Here is a 21,616-nt window from a genome sequence, read left to right as displayed (position 1 = left end):
TTGAAGAGTTTTCAAAGATCATTAAATAGTCTTAAAAATGGCTGCTTATAAATTCAGCTAACTTTGTCGTGAACATTTTCCCTAATTGACGGAATTTTTCCAGTAATTCAGGAATTTTTTGATTAGTTTAGTCAGATTATTCCTTGATAACTAAGCGGGTTTCTCTTATTTTTGAAAAACACCAACTTTTAACCTCCAAATTAGGTTCTTAATTCAGTTTGTGAGAAATGCGGGTCTAAGAGTGGGCGGTGCTTTCACTATCGGTAGTCTAAGAGTGGGCGGTGCTTTCACTATCGGTGGTCTGGGAGTGGGACGATTGACCCTGGGTGCGGGTGCGGCTGCGGTGGCCGCTGGAGTCCCAGCCGGGGGTTTTCCCGCCACTGTAATTGTAATATTTGGTTGTAGGGAAAAGGGGGCAAAGGGATCCTTATTCCTGGGACCGCGATTAATTTTTGCCCGTTTTTGGTCGGGGTCGGTGGCGGGAATAAATGGCACTACCCTTATGGTAGCCGGTTGCACAGCACCGCTAAAGGCAGGAGGTTGGGCAGGAGGTTGGGCAGCCGGGGGACTGGGAGAGGGGGTGGGGGGTTCTTGGGTAATCGGTGGGGATTGATTAGCTTGGTTAGAAGCTGGACATCCCACCAACAATAAAGCGACACTCCCCACCGATAGGACTAGCGGCAATTTTTTCATGGGGAAACTAAAGACAAAATAGCCCGGTCGGACAACCTCAGATACTAACATAACCTATGTTTCCCAGAAATCTAGGCTGATTACACGGGGAAAGTCAGGAACTTTGCCCCGCTAGTCCAGTTTTAGCACTGACTACCGGATTTACGATGACCGATGGCGGTGACACCGTTACTATCCAAAACTTGACCCCGCTCGACGGTGGCATAGACTAACCAGCGATCGCCGCAGAGTTGTCGCTCTTTGACCGTACACTCTAGATAGGCGAGACTTTCGCTTAAAATCAGACCGCCATTTTCCCCGACTTGGGTTTCTAATCCCATAAAGACATCGCCGCCGGATTTGATGCAATTGGAAAAATGGCGGCGTAAGTTGCGCCCTTCCTTGAGAATATTCAAGGTAAAGGCGGTTCCCGAGTTAATTAGGCGATCAGCTGCTTGTTCGTCAGCAACGGCGATAATTAGCCCCGGGGGGTTAAAACTGGCTTGGGATACCCAAGAGGTCAAGAAACCAGCCTGATCCTCGCCCTGACGAGTGGTGAGAACACAGAGGGAACCGACGATGCGACCAACGGCCTGGGCAGTGCGATCGATTTGTGTTTCGGTCATTCCCTGTTGGGGAACCCGCAATTTTTTGGTTTTTTTCAAGGTCCTGGCGAAGGTTTCTCCAGCTAAATAACCTGCTTGTAAACTGCTTTCTGTGGGGTTAAAACGCACGCGCAAAGACTCAAAACCGAGGCGATAATTAGCATCTTTGAGTTTAGTTTCAATTAAATCTACAGCTTCCCCACTCCAACCGTAGGAACCAAAAACCCCGGCTAATTTAGTTTTTGCTGCCGTGGAAAGAACGATTCCTAAAGCAGTTTGAATCTGGGTAGGAGCGTGACCAGCTAAGGTGGGAGAACCGATAATAAATCCGTCACAATTTTCGATCGCTTGACTAATTTCGGCGGGGGTGGCAAACTCACAATTTATTGATTCTACGGCTAGATCATTTTCTAATAATCCTCGTTCGATCGAGCGGGCCATGGTGGCAGTATTTCCGTAGGCAGAAGCATATAATAAAGCCACTTGTAGGGGTCGAGTTTTTTGTTCTTGACACCAATAGCGATAATCGTGGGCAAGACGACTGGGACTATAGCGAATTATCGGACCGTGGGCGGGTGCATAATATTGGGCGGGAAATTCTTTAATTTTGTCGAGGGCTGTTTCTAACGCTTTAGATTGCACGGCATGGAGACAATCAAAATAATAACGACGATCTGCGTCTAATTCTTTCCAATTTTTATCCCAAATATCGTCACCGCACAGATGCACACTAAAGAATTTATCGCTGTATAAAATTTGGGTTTTTTGGTCAAAAGTGCAGATACCATCAGGCCAGCGCGGCGTAGGGACATTAATAAAACTGAGTTGATGACCCTTCCCCAAATCAAGGATTTCATCGGTTCGTATGCCCAAAATTTGGGCATCAGGCAAGGCATTTTTCAGGGTATTGACGGCAGCTTTAGAACAGAGGATGGTGATTTGATGGGTTTGGTCTAATAATGCCTTTAAAGTGACGATGCGGTTAGGATTAACGTGACTGAGAATCAGATAATCGAGACGATGTAAGGGGACATATTGACGAATTTCTTCTAAATAAATTTCGGTGAAGGATTCTCCGGGGGGATCGATTAAGGCAGTTTTATCGCCCCGGATAAGATAGGAATTAGCGGTGGTTCCCCGTTGACGAGCATATTCTATTTCAAATTTTAATCTGTCCCAAGTACGCGAGCGAAAAACCCAAGTTTGATTGGCAATTTCGGCGGTTTGAACATCGCGGGGGCGATTATTAATAGCAGGATTGGGAATTAAGGTAGTAGTGGTCATAGTTGTTAATTTGGTTGTTGGTTGTTGGTTGTTGAGTGTGGGGTGTGGGGTGTGGGGTGTGGGGTGTGGGGTGTGGGGTGTAGGGTGTGGGGAGAATAAATAAAAATAATCTCCTGACTCCTGACTCCTGTCTCCTGTCTCCCATCCCCTTCTAACTGATAACTGATTAAGTTTTGCTGTTTATTTCAGTTAATTCTTTAACTAAATGTTGACGATAACGCTCGGAAACTTTTTGCTCGGGATCGATACCTTCAAAGGTGGGAGGAAGCCAAACTCTTAATACCATTAATGTGCCGAGAACTATTAGAAAAGCACAGGCGGCTAATACTTGTGTCCAATTAGTTTCTAGGACTCCTCTAACAATTAATTCTCGCAAAACTGAGACGATAGAAACTTCCACAGCAACACCGATAGAAACTCGTTTTTCTTGCAAATAAATAATTAACAATCGGAACAATTCTACTAGAATTAAGAGGAATAAAATATCGGCGGTAATAATCCGAAATTGAATCGGTGGCAGCAGCGACATAAACATTTCTCTGACTTCTAACACCATGAAGCTAAATAAACCAATACAGAGAGAAATGACAATTAAATCTTGAATCATTTCTAATACTTGTACTACTCTCGCCATCATTGGGGAAGGTTTTTTAATTGGTTCGTACATTTTATTGCTCCTAAGATTGATAAAATTGGGTTTTAGCTGTTAGGGAATTGTGAATTATGAATTATCAATTATGAATTGGGGAGATTTTTCAGTTATCAGTGAGCAGTAAACAGTAATCAGTGAAAATAAAGCGGTAACTTCCTACTTAACACTATCCACTGAAAACTTAAATCTGATAACTGATAACTGTTAACTGTTAACTGTTAATAATGGTTGCCAACTTTGCGATGATGGACAGCAGTTAAGACATCTAAACGGGCAACTCGTCCGCTATTAACGGTACAATAAACTACCCAATGATCGCCGCAATCTAAACGACTGGTGACTTCACATTCTATGTAAGCTAAGGCATCGGCTAAAATTGGTGATCCATTATTGGCAGTATAGGTTTTAATGCCTTCAAAACGATTGGCACCGGGAGAGAAACGCTTGAGGAAATGTTTCATTAATTTCTGGTAATTATCCTCAGCCAAAACATTTAAAACAAAGGTATCGCTAGGCTGTAAAAAGGATACCATTGCCCGATCTTTGGCCACTGCAATCGCCACACCTAAAGGATTTAAACTTGCTTGTGTCACCCAAGAGGCAATCATGGCACTGGATAAATCAGCTTTTTGGGAAGTAATTAGGTATAATCCCGTGCTAATACGTCCTAAAGCTTTTTCTAAGTCGTTGTTAATCGACTTAATTTGTTTAATCGTTTTTTCTCGGCTTAACCATTGGCCGAGGTCGGTTCCTGCTTCATCGGCAATTAAATCGAGGGATTGATTGGTATTATCTTTAACTAAAAGAGGAGGAAAAGCTTCGATCGCCCCGATTTCCTGTAATTTATTTCTTAAGGGGAAAATTGGTTCATCTTCCCCACCTCCTGACTCAAATAATCCCACCGCTTGTTTGCCATTGACTGAAGCAAGAATCGTGCTTAAAATCATCTGGTTAGTCGGGGAAGATTGGGGCGGCATTCCGATGACAACTCCCTTAGACTGATTGATTAATTCTCTGACTTCGTGGGGATCAGCATTATTCATATCGACTAATTCTGTCACCACATCAGTTTTAGTCAAACCCTGACTAATCATAGTAGCTAAATGTTCGCTTTGTCCGTAATCTTGGGTAAAGAATACAGTCACTAAAGTATCAGCAGAAGTTTGTTCTTGACTCCAAGTTTGATAGCGTCCCAACCAATCAGAAATATGGTGTTTTAATAGGGGACCGTGACCGGTGGCAATGAGATTAATATCGAATTTCTCGATTCTTTTAATTGCCCCTAAAACTGAACGAGCATTCGGTCGCATCAGACAGTCATAATAGGTTTGAAAATCGGCTTCTAGCAGGTCTTTTTCTAGATCATAGGTTTGATCATCACAAAAGTGCATTCCGAAGGCATCACAGGTAAAAAGGGTGGCAGTTTTAGCATCAAAAGTGAAGATAGTATCAGGCCAATGAAGATTAGGGGCCGCAACAAATTCTAAAACATGACCATTACCTAAGTCTAAAGTATCACCACTTTTAACGATTAACTGTTTAAAGGGTCTGTGTACCATGTTTTCCAGGAATTGCATGGCAACTTTTGCACCCACCACGGTAACTTCTGGGACTAATTCTAAAACTTCTTTGACTAAACCACTGTGGTCGGGTTCGGTGTGACTGATAATTAAATAATCAAGATGATTGATGTGGATTAGTTTAGTTAATTCCTCCAGATAAAGGCGATCGAATTTTCGGTGAGATGTATCAATGAGAGCGGTTTTTTCCCCTTGAATAACAAAAGAGTTATAAGTCGTACCGTTTTCTAAACCAAACTCGATATCAAAACGATCGCGGTCCCAATCCAAACAGCGCAAGGTAAAAGTATTTTCGGCGATTTCTTGGATTTGTGTGGTTAAACGGCTGGTTTTAGCGGGTTTTGGAGTGATTAAAGCCACCATAATTTCTATCTCCCACAGGATTTGATTCGGAACTGCATTTGCTTAATTCTTATGGTGACTTGCTTTCAGCGATTTGTAAAATACCAATTACTCAAGTCAATGATTAGCTAGATTTATATAACCTTTTGTCTATGGTTGCGCCTATTAAACCCCCACCAGCTAGAGAACTAGAATTTTTTGGCAAGAGCAGATAGACTCTAGAGACTGGGAACGAAAAAGAGACCTAAAATGCCGAAAGTGGATTGGAAACGTTGCCATCAAAGCCTAGAAACCAGAAGAGCCATAATTCATAATTCATAATTCATAATTCATAATTCCCACGCCAGCATTTTTGGGGATTAATCCTGTTCCTCTAGCCATTTTTGCCAGAGATCTGGACGACGTTCCTGAGTGCGATCGAGTTGTTGTTGATAGCGCCAATCGGCGATATCCTGATGATTACCTGAGCGCAAAACCGGCGGCACTTGCCAACCGCGAAAGACTGGGGGCCGGGTATATTGGGGATAATCCAATAAACCCGCCTCAAAACTCTCCAATTTCAACGATTCGGCCTTACCTACCGTCCCGGGTAACAACCGCGTCACCCCGTTAATAATCGCTAAAGCAGGGATTTCACCACAAGTTAGGACAAAATCACCTAAAGATACCTCTCTAGTCACCAAATGCTCACAAACCCGCTCATCTACTCCTTCATAATGCCCGCAGATGAGAATTAACTGCTGATAACTACCGGCCCAAGTTTTCAGTAAAGCTTGATTGAGAGGTTCCCCCTGGGGAGTCATCAGCACGATCTCCCGGGGTGGTAAAGTTTCTAAAGACTCGATCGCCTCAAAAATTGGCTCTGGTTTTAATAACATTCCCACACCACCACCGTAGGGTTCATCATCGACGCGACGGTGTTTATCGTGGGCAAAATCTCGGAGATTGACCAAATTTACCCTAGCGATGTCGCGTTCGAGAGCTTTTGCCAACAACCCCGACTGCAGCGGTGAAGTAAAAAAATCGGGAAAGAGAGTAATAATGTCAAACTGCACGGGGAAAATTAAGGCCTAGACTGGAATAGTGTTTAATGTATCATTTTGTCACGGCTCGATCGGTTAAAATCTTGCTAATTTTGCGATAGTCTATCTCGATAACATGGTAGACTATGCTGTACTGTCTAGGGGTTTTTCTGGCTCTAGCTTGAGTGATCGAAGTCTAGCCTAGACTTAAAGTTAACTAACAGTCCGTCATTGCCAGTGGATCGAAGAAAATTGCTAAAATCGCCTCTACTATTGCTTGATGTCCCGAAAAATATTCCTAAACCGCATTTTTTTCCGTAAACCGTTCAGGGAAAATAACATCAAGATACCTGTCCATCTTCCCGAAAAACCTTCCATCCCTAAAAATGTCTATTCGTTCAGTGACATGATCATCGAGCTAGAAACCCAAAACCACCAAAATCCTACCCCCGTATCTCTCAAAACGGCGATTTTAGTCATTGGAGGTGCCGAGGATAAAGTCCACGGTAAAGAGATACTGCATACCTTTTGGAATCGCGCTGGGGGTAGCGAAGCAGTGATCGCTATTGTTCCCTCCGCTTCCAGAGAACCGGTGTTAATCGGCGATCGCTATCAGAAGATTTTCGAGGAAATGGGGGCAAAATACGTCAAAGTTATCGATATTCGTGATCGCGTACAGGGAGAAGATCCCCAATTTCAAGCCTACATCGAAGAATGTACGGGTGTATTTATGACTGGAGGCGACCAGCTGCGTTTATGCGGTTTGCTCTCCGATACCCCCCTGATGGAAAGAATCAGACAAAGAGTGCAACAGGGAGAACTGACCTTGGCTGGAACTAGCGCCGGGGCTGCCGTTATGGGTCATCACATGATTGCCGGGGGCAGCAGCGGGGAAGCACCTAATCGGGCCCTAGTGGACATGGCCATGGGATTAGGTCTCATTCCTGAAGTCATTGTCGATCAACATTTCCACAATCGCAACCGCATGGCTCGGTTAATGAGCGCTATCTCTGGTTATCCCGAACGTTTAGGAATTGGCATCGATGAGGATACCTGCGCTATGTTTGAACGGGATGGCACGATGACAGTAATCGGCTGCGGTACAGTGACGGTAGTTGATGCCAGGGAAATGTCCCACACCAACCACCATCACGTCACCGCTAACGAACCCCTGAGTCTGCATAATCTGCGGGTGCATATTCTTGCCTACGGTGATAGCTATCATCTCAAAAAACAGCAAGTTATCGCTAAATTAGGGTAAAAAAACTCCTAAAAAACTGTTCACTGTGAACAGTTTACCAATCTCGGAAACCCAGACAATAAACAACGGCTTCTTTGTGCTTCTCAACAGCGAACACCAGCATCATGAAAATTCTCAGAACCCAAACCCTGCGCGGTCCCAACTACTGGAGTATTCGTCGCGACAAGCTCATTGTTATGCGTCTGGATCTCGAAGATCTCGCAGAGAAGCCATCGAATGAAATCCCAGGCTTTTACGAGGGATTAATCGACGTTCTCCCCAGTTTAGTCGAACATTACTGTTCCCCCGGTTATCGCGGCGGTTTCTTTGAACGAGTCCGCACTGGCACTTATATGGGCCATATCATCGAACATATCGCCCTAGAATTGCAGGAATTGGCAGGAACTCCCGTCGGGTTTGGTCGCACGAGAGGCACTTCCACCCCCGGAGTCTATAACGTGGTATTTGAGTACGTTGAGGAGCAAGCGGGACGTTATGCGGGTCGGGCTGCCGTGCGGTTGTGTCAATCGATTGTCGATACGGGAACCTATCCTAAGGAAGAATTAGCCCAGGATTTAGCCGATTTACGCGATTTATGCACCAATGCTGCCCTCGGTCCGAGTACGGAAACTATCGTCAAAGAAGCACAAGCTAAAAATATTCCTTGGTTACTCCTGAGCGCTCGTGCCATGGTGCAATTGGGCTATGGTGTTCACCAAAAGCGCATTCAAGCCACTTTAAGCAGTTTTTCGGGGATTTTAGCCGTTGAGTTGGCCTGTGACAAGGAAGGCACGAAAACTATCCTCAAGGATGCCGGTATTCCCGTCCCCCGGGGTACGGTGATTCAATACTTGGATGAGTTGTCAGCGGCAATCGAGGAAGTGGGAGGGTTTCCCATCGTGATTAAACCCCTCGATGGCAACCACGGCCGCGGCATCAGCATCGACATCAAAAATCAGCAGGAAGCAGAGGAAGCTTATGATCTAGCCAGTGCCGCCTCGAAAACCCGCAGCGTGATCGTAGAAAGGTATTATAAAGGCAGTGATCACCGAATTTTAGTCATAAATGGCAAAGTCGCCGCCGTGGCCGAACGGATTCCCGCTCACGTCGTCGGTGATGGACGCTCAACTATAGAAGAATTAATCGAAATTACTAATCAAGATCCCAACCGGGGTGAGGGTCACGCCAACGTTTTAACTAAAATAACTATTGACAAAACCGCCCTTAATGTGCTAGGGAAACAGGGCTATGAATTAACCAGCATTTTACCCCAAGGTGCGATCGCCTATCTGCGAGCCACAGCTAATTTAAGCACCGGCGGCATCGCTGTGGATCGTACCGACGAAATTCACCCCGAAAACGTCTGGATCGCCCAAAGAGTGGCAAAATTAATCGGTTTGGATATTGCCGGTATCGATGTGGTCACAGAGGATATCCGCAAACCCTTGCGAGAAGTGGACGGGGTAATCGTAGAAGTCAACGCCGCCCCCGGTTTTCGGATGCACGTCGCCCCCAGTCGCGGTTTACCCCGCAATATCGCCGCCCCAGTTATCGATATGTTATTCCCCCCCGGGACTCCCAGTCGCGTGCCAATTCTGGCCATTACGGGAACTAACGGCAAAACCACCACTAGCCGCTTAATTTCTCATATTTGCCGGCAAACGGGGAAAGTAGTCGGATTTACCACGACGGACGGCGTATATATCGATGATTATCTGGTAGAAAAGGGCGATAACACCGGTCCCTACAGTGCCAGTATGATTTTGAAGGATCCCACAGTCGAGATTGCCGTGCTAGAAACGGCCCGGGGTGGTATCCTGCGATCGGGTTTAGCTTTTAATCAGTGCGATGTGGGGGTGGTGTTAAATGTGGCCGCCGACCATTTGGGTATCGGTGATATCGACACCATCGAACAAATGGCGAAGGTAAAAAGCGTTGTGGCCGAGGTGGTTAGCGCCGAGGGTTACGCGGTTTTAAATGCCGATGACCCCTTGACCGCTAGTATGGCCGAAAAAGTCAAGGGAAGAGTCGCTTATTTTTCCATGAGTCCCGATAACCCGATTATTCACGACCATATCCGTCGCGGTGGCATGGCCGCCATCTATGAGAATGGCTATCTGTCGATTCTAGAGGGAGAATGGACGCTGAGAATCGAGGAAGCAGTCAATATTCCCGTGACTATGCAGGGAATGGCTCCTTTTATGATTGCTAACGCCTTGGCCGCCTGTTTAGCCACTTTTGTGCAGGGTATCGATATCGAGTTAATTCGCCAAGGGGTGCGGACCTTTAAACCTTCCGTGGCCCAGACCCCCGGCAGGATGAACCTGTTTGACTTGGGACACCATCACGCTTTAATCGATTATGCCCATAATCCGGCCGGATACGAAGCCGTCGGCGGTTTTGTCGGCAATTGGTCCGGGGAAAAAGTCGGCGTGGTCGGTGGACCGGGCGATCGACGCGATGATGATTTAATTTTATTAGGGAAATTATCGGCCCAAATGTTCGATCGAATTATTGTTAAGGAAGATAACGATACTCGCGGTCGCCGCCGGGGAGAAGTGGCCGATTTAATTCTCCGGGGAATTAGCCAAGAAAATGCCAGTTTGCGACCGGAAGTTATTCTCGATGAAACGGAAGCTTTAGAGAAGGCTTTAAGTACAGTTTCTGAGGGTGGTTTAGTGGTAATTTTCCCCGAAAGTGTCACCCAGGCGATCGATTTGATCGAGAAACATCGACCCCTGACCGATAATCAGGGTTAGAAGTTAGGAAAAAGGTGGTGATTCGGTAGTAGTGATGGAGGCTTAATCCTTTGCTTTGCTGTGCATTGTAGTCATGGATAAAATGCCAAACAGCTTTCAATAGGATTAGTTTGACCAGTTTCTTCCGACTGGTCGATGACGTTTACTCGGAATTACTGTCTTATAGGACTCCCAAAAGTCTGTGTAAGCAACAGCAAATTGTCGATAAACACCAGGTAAACTGGCCCCAAAGTTTTTTGGCTGATTGACGACTCCTAGATTGTCGCCGTCTAACGCGCCCTAAATTTTGCCAAATGCAGATAGGAAAAACTCAGGCGATGACTTTAACTTCAACGTTCAATTTATCTAGCAGCGACGGGACTTAATTCGCTCATTATTTTTGATACTAAGCAAGATAATTCAAGGCATTTTTTAACTATAGCAGTTCTAGATGTTGGGGTTGGCGGTTTAGTTTTGGGGTATTAGTTGAAATTTCTCCATTTCCCTATCCTTGTCAATTGTGTATCAAAGCAGCTTGACATCCATATCTTGATAAATTTATCAAAGTTACTCTGATTTGAGACTATCTAAAATTAATTGTATATCTAAATCAAGAGCCTGAGCAATTTGTTCGATCGTTAATCCTAATCCTATTAGTTTGGGAACAGTTTCTAGTTTTGCTTTAATAACATTGTTTTCAGTTTTATAAATATGATAATTTTCTATTTCTCGATTATTAGAAGGGTTATGACAGAAAGTAACCTGATCAATTTTTACAGATTTATTACCCAAATTATTAATACTATTGCTGACAATTAACCTTTCAATTGCTGATCGAACAGTTGATTTATTTAATTCTTCCCCTAACACTTCCGAAAGAATGCGCCAAAGTTCATAGGCTTTATCTCTGGCATGACCTTCAGAACAATTATATTTTTCTGCTATTTTTGCATATTTCTGACCATCAAAAACGTTCTTTAAAATCCCTAATTGCAATGTATCGAGATGCTTTCCCGTGTGGTCAAAAACCAGATTATCAATAAGTGAGAAGACTTCTTGGGTATCCATGGGAGTAATGTTAAGATTTGGAGACACAATACCGTCATTATCCGTTATTTTCCGATATTTGTAAACATAGTTAACAAAACTTCCGACAATATCCGTTTTTTTCCGTCTTGAAATAATTTTAACTGGTTGATAAATTGTCGGTAGTGTGGCTTGTTAGTTGTGTCAAATTTTCAGGAAATAAAATTATGCTCTATCCAACAAAAAAATCAATCAGTGTGTTGACTTTAGCAGGGTGTTTTTCAATCCTCCAGTTTACAGTAGGGGTAACTAATTCTAACGCACAAAGTAGTGAAGTTCAGCAATTATTGAACGAATTAAACCTTATGGAGGGGGAAGCTGACCAGCTAATACAGCGAATGATAGCTGAAGACTGGCAAAGAATTTATAGGCTTTCTTGTCAAGGATTAATTCAAGAGGCCAATCAACTCACGAAAAATGGAGATTATTGGGCGACTCAAGTTAATATACCACATTATGCAGCTAGGGCATCGGGAAATTATGCCGCCTCTGAACGGAGATATCAAGAATATAATAGAAGATGTCGGTAATGCCAGTCCATTAATCGGGTGTATCTCAAAATGTTTTTAACCTCAAAGTCAAATCAAACTTATCGCTCAATTTGGTAAAAATCACATGAAAAGTATTCTCGTAACAGCTTCAGCATTTTTATTGGTCATGTCTCCTGTTAACCAAGCAAAAGCTTCTACTCCTGATAATGTACAAACTAAAAACATATTGTGTTTAGACGTGTCAACAAATCAAACTTTTGCTAATACCGAAACTATTTTGTTGGTACAGCAACCTGTAGACCCGGTGTATATTGCTCCATCAACAGGACCAGAGAGCAAATGTACTTATTATATAGTGCGTGGTAAAGATGGAAAAATTTATGACTGCCGAAAATGTACATATGGCGGGCCGTATTGTTTTAGAAGAGAGTAGTGCGACTGTTATTTAAGATTCTAGACATCTGGTCAACAGAACTTCTCGCAATACTTCACTTTTCATGTCTCTGGGGATGCAAGAGAAAACCCTATCGCCATTAGACGATTTAGGTTTAAGGGAAAAATGAAAAATAAACTATAGCAAAGAGCGGGGTGGTTAGGACAATCAATCGCTGAAACCCTTGACCGATAAGAGTTTGAAAATTGAAAGCGTCCTAACTAACTCGTTCTATGCCATACTATTGATCTTGAATGTCTTAAACTTATGTTTTTGCATAGCTTTAGCTACCTTGTTGGCTATTATGGGTGAGCCAATACCTGCATTTTTGATTGGATTTATTGTGTTTATCTTCCTAGGGATAGTTCTTGGAATAATCTTCCCAAGTCGGTAGCCTTAATATCTTAGCCCAGACTCTTGAAAAATGGCTTAAATTCATTTTAAATAGGTTGTTATAAACTTACTACTGTTGCTGTTCCTTTTGTTACTGTTGCCAAAACTTCTAAAACTTTAGGGACCAAAGGCTTTAAATCAGCCAAACGATTTGATTGTGATTGTAAAATAATAATAGCTAGATTAAACTGCGGTAAATTTTGCTCAAACGGCAAATTCTTATCCACTGTAATAAAAATATCAAATTCTTGTGAAGCTAAACCTAACAGTTGACCATTCTTGATCCCAGTCCATCCCATTTGCGGAACAGTTTTGATATTATAACCTGTAAACTCCCTCATTAATCTTCGGTCAATACATTCATCTAAAAGAAGCCTCATTTCACGCTACCCTATCAATAAGCTCTTTTTCAAATTCTGCAAGTAAGCTAATAACTCGTTCTCTTGTTACCGTCGGAAAACCCTCTAAAAAATCATCAATTGATTCTCCTGCTTTAAGATAATCAAAAAGTGTTTGTATCGGAACTCTAGTACCTGAAAAAACAGGAACACCACTCATAGTTTCAGGAGATACATGGATAAGAGGCGAATATTTAGCCATTTTGATTACCTTCTTAGCTTCTACAGAGTAGATTAACCCAGAGCAATGCGTCTTGTCTTCATATTCTAGCCTAGATTCTTGAAAAATGGCTTAAATTCAGCTTCAACAGTTTAGGGAAGTGGCTTTCGATTAATAATACTAAAATGAACAATAATCTAAAATCAAGCCGATAATGACTAAATGCAACCGACGGAAGCCCAACTTAGACAACTCTATCAGCTAATTTCAATAAAGTCCGAAAACTATGCACGGGTAGGTTCTTTATGGGAGGGGAGGTCGGCGATGACCTTCTCGACCCCTAATGATTTAGTATCAGTCAACGATTTTTAAAAGCTTCGATCGCCGCTGGCAAAGTATAGTAAATCCTCTCCTCGCTAATTTTATCTAACAAGCGGGAAAGTTGCAATTCTAAGTACAGATCGTGTTTAACCCTAGCGAGGGCGAAAACTATACCCTGTCTTGATAATTCTGCCGCTAATTCCTCAAGAATCTCCACGGCTGTACTATCCAATTCCCCAAGGGCCTCCGTATTCAAGACAAACCATTCTACCGGTTTTGTCTCCCGGGCAATGGCACTGAGAGCGCGACGTTTAAAGTCGGCCGCATTAGCAAAAAATAAGGGGGCATCGTAACGATAGATAACTAACCCCGGTATTGTTTGCGCTTCTGGCCAATCCTGGAGCGCGTGTAAACCCATCACCCCCGGAACCGTACCCAAGACCGCATCATCAGGCCGAGTAATGCGGGCCAATAAATCGATAACCGAGAGACCGATGGCGATGGCAACCCCGCTTAAAATCCCCGTGGTTAGCACCCCCACCATGGTCAGGACAGCGAGATTAAACTCACTATTGCGAAAGCTTTTTAGTCGTTTAGCGCCAGCAATATCCACCAGTTTACAGGCCGCATAAATCACCAGCGCACCCAGGGCGGCCTTGGGAAAGAGTGCCAGTAGTGGACTGAGGAAGAAAATGACCGCCACCACCACCCCTGCCACCACCAGGGAGTAAAGCTGACTTTTACTGCCCACGGAATCGCCCACCGCGGTGCGACTGGCGCTGCTGCTGATGGGAAATCCCTGACAAAAACCCGCTGCCAGATTCCCCAGTCCCAGGGCTAAAAATTCTTGATTGGCATCGATTTCTTGGTTATGGTGTGCGGCGAAGGCTCTAGCGGTCAAGACGTTATCGGAATAGCCCACCAGGGCAATGCCGACGGCTGCGGTTACTAGGGGTAGTAATTGGGAAAAATCTAGGGTTGGTAAGCCAAAATTGGGCAAAGTCTTGCTAATTTGCCCCACTACTGCCACCCCCTCTCCATCAAGATGGAGGGTGGCGACGGCGAGGGTTCCCAGTAAAACCGCCAGCAAGGGACCCGGTGCTTTGGGAAAATATTTTTGGATGACAAATAGAAATAGTAACAGCAATAGAGCTAGGCTAAGGGTTGGCCAGTGCCATTGGTTTATTCCCCAGAAAAAAGCGAAAATTTCTTTAAAAACCGTATTTTCACGGATTGACAAACCACTAATTTTACCCAGTTGTCCCGCAATCATGATCACTGCCACTCCCGCCATATAACCGATTAGGATCGGTTTGGAGAGTAAATTAGCTAGAAATCCCAAGCGGGCGATGTAAGCGACAAAACAGATTAAACCGACCATTAGGGCTAAAAAAGCCGCTAAACTGCCGTAATTTTCCCCTTGAAGGCTCACCATAGGTGCGATCGCTGCCGCCGTCATCACTGCCGTGGTCGATTCTGGTCCGAGGGATAGTTGCGATGAGGAGCCGAAAAGGGCGTAAACTAGGGCGGCCGGCACGAGAGTCCACAATCCCACCACTGGCTCGACCCCGGCCAGGTCGCCGTAAGCCATACACTGGGGAATAGCGTAGGCCGCCACGGTGACACCGGCGAGTATATCTCGGCCCAGCCACTGCCATTGATAGGAGCGCAGGTTTTTTAGCCCGGGTAAATCAGGAAAATCGACTCGTCGGGAGTTTTTACTCATAGTTTTTCTCTCTTAACGGCGACTTAACCTAATTTTAACGGAAGAATTAGCTAGGAAAAGCCTTGAGGCTGAGATATTTTCTGTCAGCAGGATATTTATACCATTTTAGCCGTAATTTTAATTAAATTGGCTAAATATACTCGGAAATATCCTCTTGACAATCATCGGCTAAGTATGATAAGGCCCGGAAGCGTAAACCGACTAATTGCTCGTAGAGAGGATTTAACTTGCACAGAGGCGGAATATGGACTAATTTATGACCAAACAGCACGATATCGCGTTCAAAAGGACATTGAGGCGGAACCATTTTGCAGATAAACCGGGCCAAGCGCGGATCGTGCATTTCTACCCCATCTAACCAGTCTTTGAGGGGATGCAGCAGATCTGGATGGGGATGTTCGGCACTGATAAACTCGGATTTATTCGCTTCTGTGGTAATTTCGGGAATTTCACAGATAGTATGTTCTAAAGCTGACAGGGCCTCGATTTCTAACCCGAAAGCATCCCGATAACTACGCAGTAATTGCGCTTCTGCGGGGGAATAAATGCCATCAGCGATCGCCACCATCACCGCCGTGCGGAGGAAGTTTTCTGATATTTTGGGGTCATGACCGAAACTTGCGGCCAATTCTTCGGGACTAATCGATTGATAGAGAACGTGGTCGTCATCTAATTCTAATTCGTGAGCGAAACGGGCGATCGATTCCTGTTCGCTGGTGCTATAATCCCCGTCAGACCAGGCAATTGTCAGTAATCCCCGTAACCAGTCCCTAACTTGTTCGTTAGTGTAGCGGTATTGAACAGAGCTAACCATAGGTATTGCTAAAACTGATTTCTAGTTTCTCAATTCAATTCTACCGAGCGCTCCTGGATTCTAGTGGCTCCTGTTCATATCATTTAACTATAGCCAATAACCCGATGGTCAACTAGGAAGTTTTCGGTTTTCAGCTGGCATAATCGGGCAATTTTCGCCTCCAGGAGCAGGGGTAAGGGTTGTTGCTTCTTGCTCCTTCCCCACCCGCGTCAGTCCTGATAAAAAGGCGGATTGCTGCGATTAACGTCCAATCCCCAGGTAACGGAAACCGGCTGCTGTCACCACCGCAGGATCGAGGAAATTGCGACCATCAATTAACACGGGTTCACGCATGGTTTTAACCATTTTGCCGTAGTCAAGACGGAGAAATTCTTGCCATTCCGTCACCACCACCAAAGCGTCACAACCATCGGCCAATCTTTCCGGATCCGATTCGATAATCACACCGGTTAAACCGTGACTTAAACCACTTTGGGAAAGGATCGGATCATAAGCTTTTACCTTAGCACCTAAACGATTTAACTGTTCGATCATGGTTAAAGCCGGAGCATCGCGCATATCATCGGTATCGGGTTTAAAAGTTAATCCCAACAAACCGACGGTTTTACCCTTGAGGATTTTTAATTCCTGTTGCAGTTTTTCGATCGCGATTGTCCGTTGACGTTTGTTAACATTGATAGCGGCGTTGAGTAATTCCGTTTCGTAACCGTAGTCTTCTGCGGTATGTACCAAAGCCGACACATCTTTGGGGAAACAGGAACCCCCCCAACCGATCCCGGCCGAGAGAAACTTGCTGCCGATACGGGAATCTAACCCGATACCTTTAGCCACTTGGGTGACATCGGCCCCGACGCGATCGCAGATGTTAGCTACTTCGTTAATAAAGCTAATTTTGGTGGCTAGGAAGGCATTAGCGGCGTATTTAATCATTTCCGCCGAACTGAGATCCGTAACCACCACGGGAACGGGAGGCAAGGAGGTATCTTCAGAGAATTGGCGTTTAACCAAAGGCGCGTACAATTCCTTCATCATTTCAATGGCTTTCGGGTTATTACTACCCAAAACAATGCGATCGGGGTTAAAAGTATCATAAACTGCCGAACCTTCCCGTAAAAATTCGGGATTACTGACCACATCGAAATCCGCTTCGATGCGTTCTAATGTACTAATGCCGCCCCCAGCGGCCACGAGATTTTTTTGTCTCTCGGCCACGCCATCGAGGACGATCATCCGTACCCAATCTCCGGAACCGATGGGAACGGTCGATTTATTGACGATTACTTTATAACCACCGTTGAGATGGGCCCCAATACCCCGGGCCACCGCTTCCACATAACGGGTGTCACTTTCCCCAGTGGGTAGTGCTGGTGTACCAACAGCGATAAAGAGGATTTCGCCGTGTTTAACTCCCGCTTCTAGGTCCGTGGAGAATTCCAGATTGCCGGAGGCTGCCGAAGACTGCATTAATTCCGATAACCCCGGTTCATAGATGGGAGATTGTCCCGATTTCATCAATTTGACTTTTTCTTCATTGTTATCAATACAGATAACATGATGGCCGATATGTGCCAGACAAACCCCGGTGACTAAACCCACATAACCCGTTCCGATAACACAAACACGCATGATAATCACTCCAGTGACAATTAAGTTAAATTTATTGATTAGGGATTAGCTTAGACGAGAACGGAAATCCTCGATCGTCATTTTTAAACCCTGATGTAGAGGAATAGTTGGACTCCAATCCAGATAGTTTTTAGCACGAGTGATATCCGGTTGTCGTTGTTTGGGATCATCTTCCGGCAGTGGTTTATAGACCAATTCGGCCTCGGGATTAATCATGCCTTGGATGACTTGCGCTAATTCCAGAATTGTGTATTCGTCGGGATTGCCGAGATTAACCGGCCCGATAAAGTCCCCATTCATCAAACGCATTAACCCTTCCACCAGGTCAGAAACATAGCAAAAACTGCGGGTTTGGGAACCTTGACCATAAACCGTTAAGGGTTCACCGCGCAAAGCTTGCACCACGAAATTACTCACCACTCGACCATCGTTTTCCAACATTCGCGGGCCGTAGGTGTTGAAAATCCGGGCCACCCGGATATCGACCTTATGCTCCCGATAATACTCAAAAGCCAGGGTTTCCGCCACCCGTTTACCCTCGTCATAACAGGAACGCGGTCCAATGCAGTTGACGTTGCCTCGATATTCTTCGCTTTGCGGATGCACATCAGGATCGCCATAGACTTCTGAGGTAGAAGCGAGCAAAAATCGCGCTTTTACCCTTTTAGCTAGGCCCAGCATATACATGGTCCCTAAAACATTGGTTTTAATCGTTTTTACGGGGTTATATTGATAGTGGATTGGGGAAGCAGGACAGGCCAGGTGATAAATCTGATCGACTTCTAGACGGATCGGCTCGGTGATATCGTGACGAATTAGCTCAAAATAAGGATTTCCTAGCCATTTAACGATGTTTCGGCGCACCCCCGTGTAGAAGTTATCCAGACAGATCACTTCATGACCCTGTTCCATCAAGCGATCGATTAGATGGGAACCGATAAAACCAGCACCGCCTGTAACTAGGATTCTCATGTAATCGCACAGTAAACATATAAAATTATTCTTAAAATACCCTTACGCCGGTTTTTTGGCAAATATTTTTTTTGAGGAGGTGTTAAGTATCAGTGATCAGTTATCAGCGATCGCCGATTCAAGGCTAATGGCTGAATAATGGCTCGGTAATCCTTAAAATGGAAATAACACGCAAATTTGAGGCTAAATTATGACCAGTGCCGAGCAAAATAAGCTATTTATCCTGATTGATGGGCATTCTTTGGCTTTTCGTGCCTATTATGCCTTTGCTAAGTCTCGTTCTGGCCCTCTGCGTACTTCTACTGGCATTCCCACCAGTGTTTGTTTTGGGTTTTTAAATTCTCTGATGCAGTTACTAGAAACTCAAAAACCTGCTTATTTAGCGGTCGCTTTTGATTTAGCAGTTCCTTCTTTTCGCCATGAAGCTGATGTCAATTATAAGGCTAATCGGCAAGAAACTCCCGAAGAATTTCGCCCCGATTTAACTAATCTGCAAAGTCTCTTGGCAGCGATGAATATTCCTATTGTGACTTCCCCAGGTTACGAAGCAGATGATGTTTTAGGAACTTTGGCAAAACAAGCCGGCGATAATGGTTATACGGTCAAGATTTTAACAGGCGATCGAGATTTATTCCAATTGGTAGATGAGGAGAAAAAAACCACGGTTCTCTATCTGGATATCAATGCAGTCAAAAGTACATCGGCACAGGGTTATACAGAATTTAATTCCCAAGCTGTCACGGAAAAGTTAGGGGTGACACCAAAACAGGTAGTAGATTTTAAAGCTCTTTGCGGTGATAAGTCTGATAATATCCCCGGAGTGCGCGGAATTGGCGAAAAAACAGCGATAGATTTATTAAAAAAATACGATAACTTAGAGGATATATATACTAATCTGGAATCGATCAAGGGAATGGTAAAAACTAAATTATTAGAGGGTAAAGCCGCCGCCGAAAGTTCTCGCTATTTAGCTAAAATTGCCCTTGATGCCCCCGTTAGCCTCGAAGAGGATAAATTTCGTCTCCGAGGTTTTGATCGGCGTTTGGTTAAACCTTTATTGGAAAGATTAGAATTAAAGAAAATTCTCCAGAAACTCGATCAAATTCAACAGCCTCTAGGTGGCACTCCTACCCTAGAATTAACTAGCGATGCTGATTATAATCAATTGTCTCTGTTTGATTTACCCCCTATTTCTCCACCAGTTCTAATTGCTCCCGACATTATTGATACTATTCCTAAGTTAGATGCTTTACTGGCAAAATTAACAACTTTCACTAATCCACATTTTCCTGTCGCTTGGGATACCGAAACCACGGATTTAAATCCTCGTGTAGCCAAATTAGTTGGCATCGGTTGCTGTTGGGGAAAAGAATTAAATGCTATGGCCTATATTCCCATCGGCCACCAGAGCGGTGATAATTTAAATCTAGAGATAGTTCTCGAAAAATTACGCCCAATTTTAGCCAGTGATGATTATCCAAAAGTCTTCCAGAATGCGAAATTTGATATTGATGTTTTTTATCATCAAGGAATTACCGTTAAAGGTCTAGTTTTTGATACTATGGTGGCTAGTTATGTCCTCCATCCCGAACTAACTCATAATCTCGAAGATTTATGTGATCGCTATTTAGACGGTATCACTTCCCTTAGTTATAAAAGTCTCGGTATTCCTACGGGAAAAACCATCGCTGATTTAGATATTGCCACTACTGCTACCTACTGCGGATTAGATGCCTACGCTACCTATTTACTTCGAGAAAAATTACAGGCAGAATTAACTAAAATTCCCTCTTTATATCAATTATTCTCAGAGGTAGAATCTCCCTTAGTCATGGTGCTGTGGCAGATGGAAAATTATGGGATAAAAATCAATGTCAATTATCTAAAAAACTTGTCCCAGCAACTAGAAAGAGACTTGGCAGACATAGAAAAAAAAGCTTATGAATCTATCGGAGAAACTTTTAATCTTGGCTCTCCTAAACAGTTAAGTGAAATCCTTTTTGATCGATTAGCACTCAACCGCAAAAAATCCAGAAAAACTAAAACAGGTTACTCCACCGATCAAAGTGTTTTAGAGAAACTACAAGGCGATCATCCCTTAATTGATTATATCCTTGAACATCGCACCTTATCCAAATTAAAATCCACCTATGTGGATGCTTTACCGAAATTAGCCGAACCAAAAACCGCACGAGTACATACAGATTTTAATCAAACCATCACCAGCACCGGACGCTTATCATCCTCCAATCCTAACCTACAAAATATCCCCATTCGCAGTGAATTTTCCAGACGAATTCGTCAAGCTTTTATCCCCGAAGATGGTTACTTATTGGTGTCAGCGGACTACTCACAAATCGAGTTAAGAATTCTCGCTCATCTCAGTCAAGAACCAGTTTTATTAGAAGCGTATCGTAGTAATCAAGATGTTCATAAAGTCACCGCTCAATTGCTCTTTGATAAAGGGGAAATTACCCCAGAAGAACGCAGTTTAGGAAAAACAATTAACTTCGGGGTTATTTATGGCATGGGAGCGCAAAAATTCGCCCGTGAATCGAAATTAACCGTAGAACAGGGCAGAAAATTTATTGAAAAATATCATCAACGTTATGCCCAAGTATTTGAGTATTTAGAGAATAGCAAAAAACAAGCGATCACTCAGGGATATGTGGAAACAATTTTGGGCAGAAGACGTTATTTTAACTTCGATAATCCCCTCTTAAAAAGACTGCGGGGACTGTCCTTACATGACATCGATTTAGATAGCCTCAAACTCAACAACGAGGAAGCACAATTATTAAGATCGGCTGCTAATGCGCCCATTCAGGGTTCCAGTGCTGATATTATTAAAGTAGCGATGGTAAAATTAGCCGAGGTACTGCAAAATTATCGAGCGAGATTACTGCTGCAAGTCCATGATGAATTAGTCTTGGAAGTACCGAGGGAAGAATGGCCATCCCTAGAGTCAAAAATCAAGACGACTATGGAAGAAGCTGTCTCCTTGACGATCCCTCTCTTGGTAGAAATTAAAGCCGGTGACAATTGGATGGAAACCAAATAA

At 43.9% G+C, this 21,616-nt stretch carries 16 protein-coding genes and 2 pseudogenes; 5 read left to right on the top strand and 13 right to left on the bottom strand.

Annotation, left to right across the window (positions count from 1 at the left end; all coding sequences use genetic code 11):
• Positions 1 to 246: 246 nt before the first annotated feature.
• The 5 genes and pseudogenes from N0824_RS13135 to trmD all read right to left on the bottom strand — a co-directional run.
• Positions 247 to 693: pseudogene (locus tag N0824_RS13135) on the bottom strand (hypothetical protein); the annotation flags it as partial.
• A 122-nt stretch (positions 694 to 815) separates the two neighbouring features.
• On the bottom strand, positions 816 to 2,561 hold the full coding sequence (locus tag N0824_RS13130) for a diflavin flavoprotein (RefSeq protein ID WP_108937077.1): 1,746 nt from the start codon (positions 2,559 to 2,561) through the stop codon (positions 816 to 818).
• A 166-nt stretch (positions 2,562 to 2,727) separates the two neighbouring features.
• Positions 2,728 to 3,228, bottom strand: coding sequence for a phosphate-starvation-inducible PsiE family protein (locus N0824_RS13120; protein ID WP_108937075.1), 501 nt, complete (start codon positions 3,226 to 3,228; stop codon positions 2,728 to 2,730).
• A gap of 203 nt (positions 3,229 to 3,431) precedes the next feature.
• Positions 3,432 to 5,156, bottom strand: a complete 1,725-nt coding sequence (locus tag N0824_RS13115; protein ID WP_108937074.1) for a diflavin flavoprotein — start codon at positions 5,154 to 5,156, stop codon at positions 3,432 to 3,434.
• Positions 5,157 to 5,494: 338 nt separating this feature from the next.
• Entirely contained in the window at positions 5,495 to 6,190 is a 696-nt protein-coding gene (trmD, locus tag N0824_RS13110) for a tRNA (guanosine(37)-N1)-methyltransferase TrmD (RefSeq protein WP_046660860.1), read from the bottom strand.
• A gap of 373 nt (positions 6,191 to 6,563) precedes the next feature.
• Here trmD and N0824_RS13105 point away from each other — a divergent pair, with 373 nt between their 5' ends.
• Both N0824_RS13105 and cphA read left to right on the top strand, forming a co-directional pair.
• Positions 6,564 to 7,418, top strand: coding sequence for a cyanophycinase (locus tag N0824_RS13105; protein ID WP_108937073.1), 855 nt, complete (start codon positions 6,564 to 6,566; stop codon positions 7,416 to 7,418).
• Between the two features lie 104 nt (positions 7,419 to 7,522).
• Complete coding sequence (gene cphA, locus N0824_RS13100) at positions 7,523 to 10,156, top strand: cyanophycin synthetase (protein ID WP_108937072.1); 2,634 nt, start codon at positions 7,523 to 7,525, stop codon at positions 10,154 to 10,156.
• A 105-nt stretch (positions 10,157 to 10,261) separates the two neighbouring features.
• On the opposite strand, the pseudogene N0824_RS13095 reads toward cphA, so the two are convergent.
• Together N0824_RS13095 and N0824_RS13090 are read right to left on the bottom strand one after the other, a co-directional pair.
• Positions 10,262 to 10,412: pseudogene (locus N0824_RS13095) on the bottom strand (ISNCY family transposase); the annotation flags it as partial.
• A 290-nt stretch (positions 10,413 to 10,702) separates the two neighbouring features.
• Positions 10,703 to 11,203: a hypothetical protein gene (locus N0824_RS13090; protein WP_106910014.1), complete on the bottom strand. Its 501-nt coding sequence runs from the start codon at positions 11,201 to 11,203 to the stop codon at positions 10,703 to 10,705.
• Between the two features lie 185 nt (positions 11,204 to 11,388).
• Here N0824_RS13090 and N0824_RS13085 point away from each other — a divergent pair, with 185 nt between their 5' ends.
• On the top strand, positions 11,389 to 11,751 hold the full coding sequence (locus N0824_RS13085) for a hypothetical protein (RefSeq protein WP_146184280.1): 363 nt from the start codon (positions 11,389 to 11,391) through the stop codon (positions 11,749 to 11,751).
• 85 nt (positions 11,752 to 11,836) lie between these two features.
• Entirely contained in the window at positions 11,837 to 12,145 is a 309-nt protein-coding gene (locus N0824_RS13080; protein WP_002746172.1) for a hypothetical protein, read from the top strand.
• Positions 12,146 to 12,597: 452 nt separating this feature from the next.
• Here the strand turns inward: N0824_RS13080 and N0824_RS13075 are convergent, their stop codons facing one another.
• The 6 genes from N0824_RS13075 to N0824_RS13050 all read right to left on the bottom strand — a co-directional run bounded on the left by N0824_RS13075 (position 12,598) and on the right by N0824_RS13050 (position 18,555).
• Positions 12,598 to 12,918, bottom strand: a complete 321-nt coding sequence (locus N0824_RS13075; RefSeq protein ID WP_002781446.1) for a DUF5615 family PIN-like protein — start codon at positions 12,916 to 12,918, stop codon at positions 12,598 to 12,600.
• Between the two features lies 1 nt (position 12,919).
• Positions 12,920 to 13,138: a DUF433 domain-containing protein gene (locus tag N0824_RS13070; protein ID WP_002746174.1), complete on the bottom strand. Its 219-nt coding sequence runs from the start codon at positions 13,136 to 13,138 to the stop codon at positions 12,920 to 12,922.
• Between the two features lie 316 nt (positions 13,139 to 13,454).
• Complete coding sequence (locus N0824_RS13065) at positions 13,455 to 15,143, bottom strand: SulP family inorganic anion transporter (protein ID WP_108937070.1); 1,689 nt, start codon at positions 15,141 to 15,143, stop codon at positions 13,455 to 13,457.
• A gap of 130 nt (positions 15,144 to 15,273) precedes the next feature.
• Entirely contained in the window at positions 15,274 to 15,957 is a 684-nt protein-coding gene (locus N0824_RS13060; RefSeq protein ID WP_002754710.1) for a Mo-dependent nitrogenase C-terminal domain-containing protein, read from the bottom strand.
• Positions 15,958 to 16,197: 240 nt separating this feature from the next.
• Positions 16,198 to 17,583: a UDP-glucose/GDP-mannose dehydrogenase family protein gene (locus tag N0824_RS13055; RefSeq protein ID WP_108937069.1), complete on the bottom strand. Its 1,386-nt coding sequence runs from the start codon at positions 17,581 to 17,583 to the stop codon at positions 16,198 to 16,200.
• Positions 17,584 to 17,628: 45 nt separating this feature from the next.
• Positions 17,629 to 18,555 carry a UDP-glucuronic acid decarboxylase family protein gene (locus N0824_RS13050; RefSeq protein WP_108937068.1) on the bottom strand — a complete coding sequence of 309 codons (927 nt, stop codon included), beginning with the start codon at positions 18,553 to 18,555 and terminating at the stop codon, positions 17,629 to 17,631.
• Positions 18,556 to 18,745: 190 nt separating this feature from the next.
• Here N0824_RS13050 and polA point away from each other — a divergent pair, with 190 nt between their 5' ends.
• Positions 18,746 to 21,616 carry a DNA polymerase I gene (polA, locus tag N0824_RS13045; RefSeq protein ID WP_108937067.1) on the top strand — a complete coding sequence of 957 codons (2,871 nt, stop codon included), beginning with the start codon at positions 18,746 to 18,748 and terminating at the stop codon, positions 21,614 to 21,616.

The organism is Microcystis sp. 0824 (assembly GCF_003112475.1).
GTDB classification, from domain to species: domain Bacteria; phylum Cyanobacteriota; class Cyanobacteriia; order Cyanobacteriales; family Microcystaceae; genus Microcystis; species Microcystis aeruginosa_C.
Note: the sequence above shows the minus strand (reverse complement) of the source record. Positions and strands in the feature narration are given on the sequence as shown.

Bases quoted from the DNA above. Each gene is read 5' to 3' on its own strand.
- N0824_RS13130 (WP_108937077.1), bottom strand. From the start codon at position 2,561: ATGACCACTACTACCTTAATTCCCAATCCTGCTATTAATAATCGCCCC.
- N0824_RS13120 (WP_108937075.1), bottom strand. From the start codon at position 3,228: ATGTACGAACCAATTAAAAAACCTTCCCCAATGATGGCGAGAGTAGTA.
- N0824_RS13115 (WP_108937074.1), bottom strand. From the start codon at position 5,156: ATGGTGGCTTTAATCACTCCAAAACCCGCTAAAACCAGCCGTTTAACC.
- N0824_RS13105 (WP_108937073.1), top strand. From the start codon at position 6,564: ATGATCATCGAGCTAGAAACCCAAAACCACCAAAATCCTACCCCCGTA.
- cphA (WP_108937072.1), top strand. From the start codon at position 7,523: ATGAAAATTCTCAGAACCCAAACCCTGCGCGGTCCCAACTACTGGAGT.
- N0824_RS13090 (WP_106910014.1), bottom strand. From the start codon at position 11,203: ATGGATACCCAAGAAGTCTTCTCACTTATTGATAATCTGGTTTTTGAC.
- N0824_RS13085 (WP_146184280.1), top strand. From the start codon at position 11,389: ATGCTCTATCCAACAAAAAAATCAATCAGTGTGTTGACTTTAGCAGGG.
- N0824_RS13080 (WP_002746172.1), top strand. From the start codon at position 11,837: ATGAAAAGTATTCTCGTAACAGCTTCAGCATTTTTATTGGTCATGTCT.
- N0824_RS13075 (WP_002781446.1), bottom strand. From the start codon at position 12,918: ATGAGGCTTCTTTTAGATGAATGTATTGACCGAAGATTAATGAGGGAG.
- N0824_RS13070 (WP_002746174.1), bottom strand. From the start codon at position 13,138: ATGGCTAAATATTCGCCTCTTATCCATGTATCTCCTGAAACTATGAGT.
- N0824_RS13065 (WP_108937070.1), bottom strand. From the start codon at position 15,143: ATGAGTAAAAACTCCCGACGAGTCGATTTTCCTGATTTACCCGGGCTA.
- N0824_RS13060 (WP_002754710.1), bottom strand. From the start codon at position 15,957: ATGGTTAGCTCTGTTCAATACCGCTACACTAACGAACAAGTTAGGGAC.
- N0824_RS13055 (WP_108937069.1), bottom strand. From the start codon at position 17,583: ATGCGTGTTTGTGTTATCGGAACGGGTTATGTGGGTTTAGTCACCGGG.
- N0824_RS13050 (WP_108937068.1), bottom strand. From the start codon at position 18,555: ATGAGAATCCTAGTTACAGGCGGTGCTGGTTTTATCGGTTCCCATCTA.
- polA (WP_108937067.1), top strand. From the start codon at position 18,746: ATGACCAGTGCCGAGCAAAATAAGCTATTTATCCTGATTGATGGGCAT.